At 72.8% G+C, this 4,546-nt stretch carries 6 protein-coding genes; 5 read left to right on the forward strand and 1 reads right to left on the reverse strand.

The features are described 5' to 3' along the window. Nucleotides 1–11 precede the first annotated feature (11 nt). Genes MTQ10_RS28215 through MTQ10_RS28225 form a run of 3 tightly spaced genes read left to right on the forward strand, consistent with a single transcriptional unit; the run spans nucleotide 12 to nucleotide 1,950 of the window. Nucleotides 12–992: an AraC family transcriptional regulator gene (locus MTQ10_RS28215; RefSeq protein WP_247473167.1), complete on the forward strand. Its 981-nt coding sequence runs from the start codon at nucleotides 12–14 to the stop codon at nucleotides 990–992. Then, nucleotides 890–1,645 carry an AzlC family ABC transporter permease gene (locus MTQ10_RS28220; protein ID WP_374117714.1) on the forward strand — a complete coding sequence of 252 codons (756 nt, stop codon included), beginning with the start codon at nucleotides 890–892 and terminating at the stop codon, nucleotides 1,643–1,645. Before MTQ10_RS28215 ends, MTQ10_RS28220 begins: the two co-directional genes overlap by 103 nt. Continuing rightward, nucleotides 1,642–1,950: an AzlD domain-containing protein gene (locus tag MTQ10_RS28225; protein ID WP_247473163.1), complete on the forward strand. Its 309-nt coding sequence runs from the start codon at nucleotides 1,642–1,644 to the stop codon at nucleotides 1,948–1,950. The genes MTQ10_RS28220 and MTQ10_RS28225 overlap by 4 nt, the downstream gene beginning before the upstream one ends. 33 nt (nucleotides 1,951–1,983) lie before the next feature. Here the strand turns inward: MTQ10_RS28225 and MTQ10_RS28230 are convergent, their stop codons facing one another. After that, nucleotides 1,984–2,982, reverse strand: coding sequence for a hypothetical protein (locus tag MTQ10_RS28230; protein ID WP_247473164.1), 999 nt, complete (start codon nucleotides 2,980–2,982; stop codon nucleotides 1,984–1,986). A 79-nt stretch (nucleotides 2,983–3,061) separates the two neighbouring features. Between MTQ10_RS28230 and MTQ10_RS28235 the strand changes: the two genes are divergently transcribed. Further along, nucleotides 3,062–3,256, forward strand: coding sequence for a DUF3046 domain-containing protein (locus tag MTQ10_RS28235; protein ID WP_247473165.1), 195 nt, complete (start codon nucleotides 3,062–3,064; stop codon nucleotides 3,254–3,256). Between the two features lie 138 nt (nucleotides 3,257–3,394). Then, the coding region (locus MTQ10_RS28240; RefSeq protein ID WP_247473166.1) for an AI-2E family transporter at nucleotides 3,395–4,546 on the forward strand (1,152 nt) is incomplete at its 3' end.

Here is a 4,546-nt window from a genome sequence, read left to right on the forward strand (position 1 = left end):
CAATGGGGGGCATGGCGGGTTCGGGTGAGCAGGCGCGGTACTGGCAGTACGAGGAACTGCCGGGGGTCGATCTGCTCCGTGCCCGGTACGTGCACAAGACGTTCGTACGGCACACCCACGAGCACTTCGTGATCGCCGGCGTCGCCGAAGGCGTGGAGATCTTCCAGCACGGCAGCGACAAGGTGTACGCCGGCGCGGGCTCCCTCGCCCTGGTCAACCCCGACACCCCGCACACTGGGCGCGCCGGGGTGCCCGAGGGCTGGCGGTACGGCGCCGTCTACCCGTCCCCGCAGGTCGTCGCGGAGATCGCCGCCGAGACGACCACCCTGCGCGGCACGCCCGGCTTCGTCAGCCCCGTCCTGGACGACCCGTACACCGTCGGCCTCGTCCACCAGGTGCTGCGCGCCACCGACGAGGGCAACGCACTCGCCGCCGACACGCTGCTGCGGGTCGCCGTCACCAGGCTCCTGCGGCTGAACGGCGGCCCCCTGCCCTCCCGGCAGGTGCGCACCGCCGGGGCACGGATCGCGGCACGCGCGCGTGCCGTGCTGGAGGAGCGGATGGCCGACCCGCCCTCCCTGGAACGCCTCGCCACCGACCTCGGCACCAGCCCGTTCGCGCTGCTGCGGGCCTTCCGTGCGGCCTACGGCATGCCGCCCCACACCTGGCTGACCGACGCGCGCGTACGGCGGGCCAGGCGGCTGCTGGACGCCGGTACGACCCCGGCGGAGGCCGCCGTCGCCGTCGGGTTCACCGACCAGCCCCACCTCAACCGGCACTTCACCCGCATCGTCGGCGTGCCGCCCGGCGCCTACCAGCGCGAGCGCGGCAGCGGCGGCCGCAAGAACGTACAAGACGCGCCCGGCGGGCTCCTCGTACCGTCCGACACGTGGCAGAACAGACAGTCGACGAGATACGGACCGCAGAAGGAGCACCCGACACCACGGGGGAACGCCCGGCCGGAGCCGTCGTCCGCGACGCCCTCGGCGTAGGCATCGCGGTCGGCCTGTCGGGGTTCGCCTTCGGGGTGACCTCCGCCGGCAGCGGGCTCACCGTGTGGCAGAGCTGCGCGCTGAGCCTGCTGGTGTTCACCGGCGCCTCCCAGTTCGCGCTGGTCGGTGCGCTCGCCGCGGGCGGCAACCCGTTCACGGCCGCCGCGGGCGCCTTCTTCCTCGGTGTGCGCAACGCCTTCTACGGGCTGCGGCTCTCCCAGCTTCTCGCGCTGCCGCGCGCGGTCCGGCCGTTCGCGGCGCAATGGGTCATCGACGAGACGACCGCTGTGGCTCTGGCCCAGCCGACGCGGCGCAACGCGCGCGTGGGCTTCGCCGTCACCGGCGTCAGCCTGTATCTGCTGTGGAACCTGACCACGCTGCTCGGCGCGCTCGGCGCGGAACGCATCGGCGACACCGACACCTGGGGCCTCGACGCGGCGGGCCCGGCGGTGTTCCTCGCCCTGCTGGCGCCGATGCTGAGGACGGCCACCGAGCGGGCCGTCGCCGCGCTCGCCGTCGTGCTCGGCGTCGGACTGCTGCCCGCCCTGCCCGCGGGAGTCCCGGTGCTGGTCGCCGCCCTCGCGGCACCGGCGGTGCTGTACGTGACGGGCCGACGCGCGGCGCGGCGCGGAGCGCGGGGAGGCGAGCGATGAACGTCTGGATCGCGATCGGCGTCACCGCCGTCGGCTGCTACGCCGTCAAGCTCGCCGGGCTTCTGGTACCCGCCGGGGCACTGGAACGGCCGCTCGTACGGCGGCTGGCCGCGCTGCTGCCGGTGGCGCTGCTCGCCGCACTCACCGCGCAGCAGACCTTCACCGACGGGCACGCGCTCGTGCTGGACGCACGTGCGGCGGGGCTGGGCGCCGCAGCGGTGGCGCTCCTGCTGCGCGCGCCTTTCCTGGTCGTGGTCGCGGCGGCCGTGGTGGTCACGGCGGGGGTGCGGGCCCTCACGGGATGACGCGGGCGGTGCCTGTCCATGGGATGCGGCCGGTCAGCTCACCGGGCGGCCGTACGCCCGCAATGTGTGCAGGGCCTCGACGGTGACCATGCCACGGGCCTCCAGGGCGGGCATCGGCGCCCAGTGCCGCCAGCGGACCGGCCAGCCGCCGTCGTCCTGCTGCTCGGCGGCGAGGAAGTCCAGCGAGCGGCTCATCTCGGCGTCGGTGAACCAGGCACGGGCCAGGGAGTCCGGGGTGCGGGCGTAGTCGTGCGGGAAGTGGTGCTCGCCCGGGGCGTAGCCGGGAGCGACCGGACAGGCGTCCAGGTCGCCGGGGTCGAGGGCGGCGAGCCGGTGGTCGCGGACCAGGCGGCCCAGCCGGTCCGCTGCCGCCTCCGCTCGCGAGCGGTCCGGGACGGCGTCCAGGAACATCACCGCCGCCTCGACCTCGTACGGGTGGGACGTCTCCAGCGACTCGATGCGCTGCCAGCAGAACTCGGTCGCCCGGAACAGCCACGCGTGCCACACCGCGTTGCGGTGCAGCAGTCCCGCCGCCTGGCCCGTGGGCAGCAGTTCACCCGGCGGATCGTCGACGACCGGCACGAACGGCGCCGTCGGATACCCGCGCCGGCTCGGATGGATGCCCGGCAGCGCCCCCTCGGCGGTGGACATCGACGTCAGGGAGCGGCACATCCGCTCCACGCGCTGCCCGCCGCAGCGCCCGATCCGGTCCAGGACCCGCAGGGCGCGGATGGTGTGCAGAGGCTGGCTGACCGGGCCGCGCAGATCGGGTTCCAGCCCGTGCCCGTAGCCGCCGTCGTCGTTGCGGTACGCGTCCAGGGCCGTCTCCACCGGGTCGGCGCTCGCGTCCCTGAAGAGGTGGGCGAAGAGCCGCTGCTCCAGCACGCGCGCGGTGAGCCACACGAACTGCTCGGCGCGGGCGAGCGGGGACCGCGCCGGGGACGGCTTTGACGACGGGGTCGGCTGGGACGACGGGGTCGGCTTCGATGCCGGGGTCGGCGGGGGGAGTGGGGAAGCTCCGTTTTCGGCCATGGTCCGACCGTATGGCGGAAAGCGGTCTCGGCACGTCGCCCCGCCGGGGGCCCACCCTCGGGGGCGGGATACTGGAGTCATGCGGTTGACGGTCTTCTGGCAGCGGATGGCGGAACAATTCGGCGCGGGGTACGCCGACACCTTCGCGCGCGACCATGTCATGTCGGAGCTGGGCGGACGTACCGTGCACGAGGCGCTGGCGGCCGGCTGGGACGCCAAGGACGTGTGGCACGTGGTGTGCTCGGTGATGGACGTCCCGGCGGAGAAGCGCTGATCGTGGACCGTGCGGGGGCCGCCGTGCCGGTCCTGGTGAGCCCGCGGCACAGCGTCGGCAGAGCTTGCCGTGGAGCCCGGTGGTGCCCGGAGCGCAGGGGGGACTTCCGTTGTCGGTGGCGTGAGCGAGACTTGGTCCGTGGCATCCACTGACGAGTCCGGGCAGCCCGCCCGGCAGGCCTCTCCGTCCCCTACGACGCAGCCCGCCGGGCCTCCGGCCGAAGGCGCCGCGCCGGGCTCCGGCATGCCCCGCTGGCTGCCGCGCGCGATGGTGCTCGCCCTCGCGCTCTTCGCCGCGTTCCAGCTCGGCAGCTGGGCCTTCCACCAGCTGACCGGGCTGCTGATCAACATCCTGATCGCGTTCTTCCTGGCCCTCGCGATAGAACCGGCGGTCAGCTGGATGGCCGGTCGCGGCATGCGGCGCGGCCTCGCCACCTTCCTCGTCTTCCTGTGCCTGCTGATCGTCTCCGCCGGGTTCGTCACCCTGCTCGGCTCGATGCTCGCCGGGCAGATCATCAAGATGATCGAGGGCTTCCCCGGCTACCTCGACTCGGTCATCAACTGGGTCAACTCCACGTTCCACACGGAACTGCGGCGGGTCGACGTCCAGGAGGGCCTGCTCCACTCCGACTGGCTGCGCAAGTACGTCCAGAACAGCGCCAGCGGCGTGCTCGACGTGTCCGCACAGGTGCTGGGCGGGCTGTTCCAGATGCTGACGATCGCGCTGTTCTCGTTCTACTTCGCCGCCGACGGGCCCCGGCTGCGGCGCACGATCTGCTCCCTGCTGCCGCCCGCCCGGCAGGCCGAGGTGCTGCGCGCGTGGGAGATCGCCGTCGACAAGACCGGCGGCTACCTGTACTCACGCGGGCTCATGGCGCTGATCTCCGGCATCGCCCACTACATACTCTTCCAGGCCCTCGGCATTCCGTACGCGCCCGTGCTGGGCGTGTGGGTCGGTGTGGTCTCGCAGTTCATCCCCACCATCGGCACCTATCTCGCCGGTGCGCTGCCGATGCTGATCGCGTTCACCGTGGACCCCTGGTACGCGCTGTGGGTGCTGATCTTCGTCGTCGTGTACCAGCAGTTCGAGAACTACATGTTGCAGCCGAAGCTGACGTCCAAGACCGTGGACATCCATCCGGCGGTCGCGTTCGGGTCGGTCATCGCGGGGACGGCGCTGCTCGGGGCGGTGGGGGCGTTGATCGCGATCCCGGCGGTGGCGACGTTGCAGGCGTTCTTGGGGGCGTACGTGAAGCGGTACGACGTCACCGACGATCCGCGGGTGCATGGG

The organism is Streptomyces sp. XM83C (assembly GCF_023072675.1).
Classification (GTDB): domain Bacteria; phylum Actinomycetota; class Actinomycetes; order Streptomycetales; family Streptomycetaceae; genus Streptomyces; species Streptomyces thermocoprophilus.

What these genes read in the sequence shown, in the direction of transcription:
- MTQ10_RS28230 (WP_247473164.1), bottom strand. Translation starts at nt 2,982, where the DNA reads ATGGCCGAAAACGGAGCTTCCCCACTCCCCCCGCCGACCCCGGCATCG.
- MTQ10_RS28225 (WP_247473163.1), top strand. Translation starts at nt 1,642, where the DNA reads ATGAACGTCTGGATCGCGATCGGCGTCACCGCCGTCGGCTGCTACGCC.
- MTQ10_RS28215 (WP_247473167.1), top strand. Translation starts at nt 12, where the DNA reads ATGGCGGGTTCGGGTGAGCAGGCGCGGTACTGGCAGTACGAGGAACTG.
- MTQ10_RS28235 (WP_247473165.1), top strand. Translation starts at nt 3,062, where the DNA reads ATGCGGTTGACGGTCTTCTGGCAGCGGATGGCGGAACAATTCGGCGCG.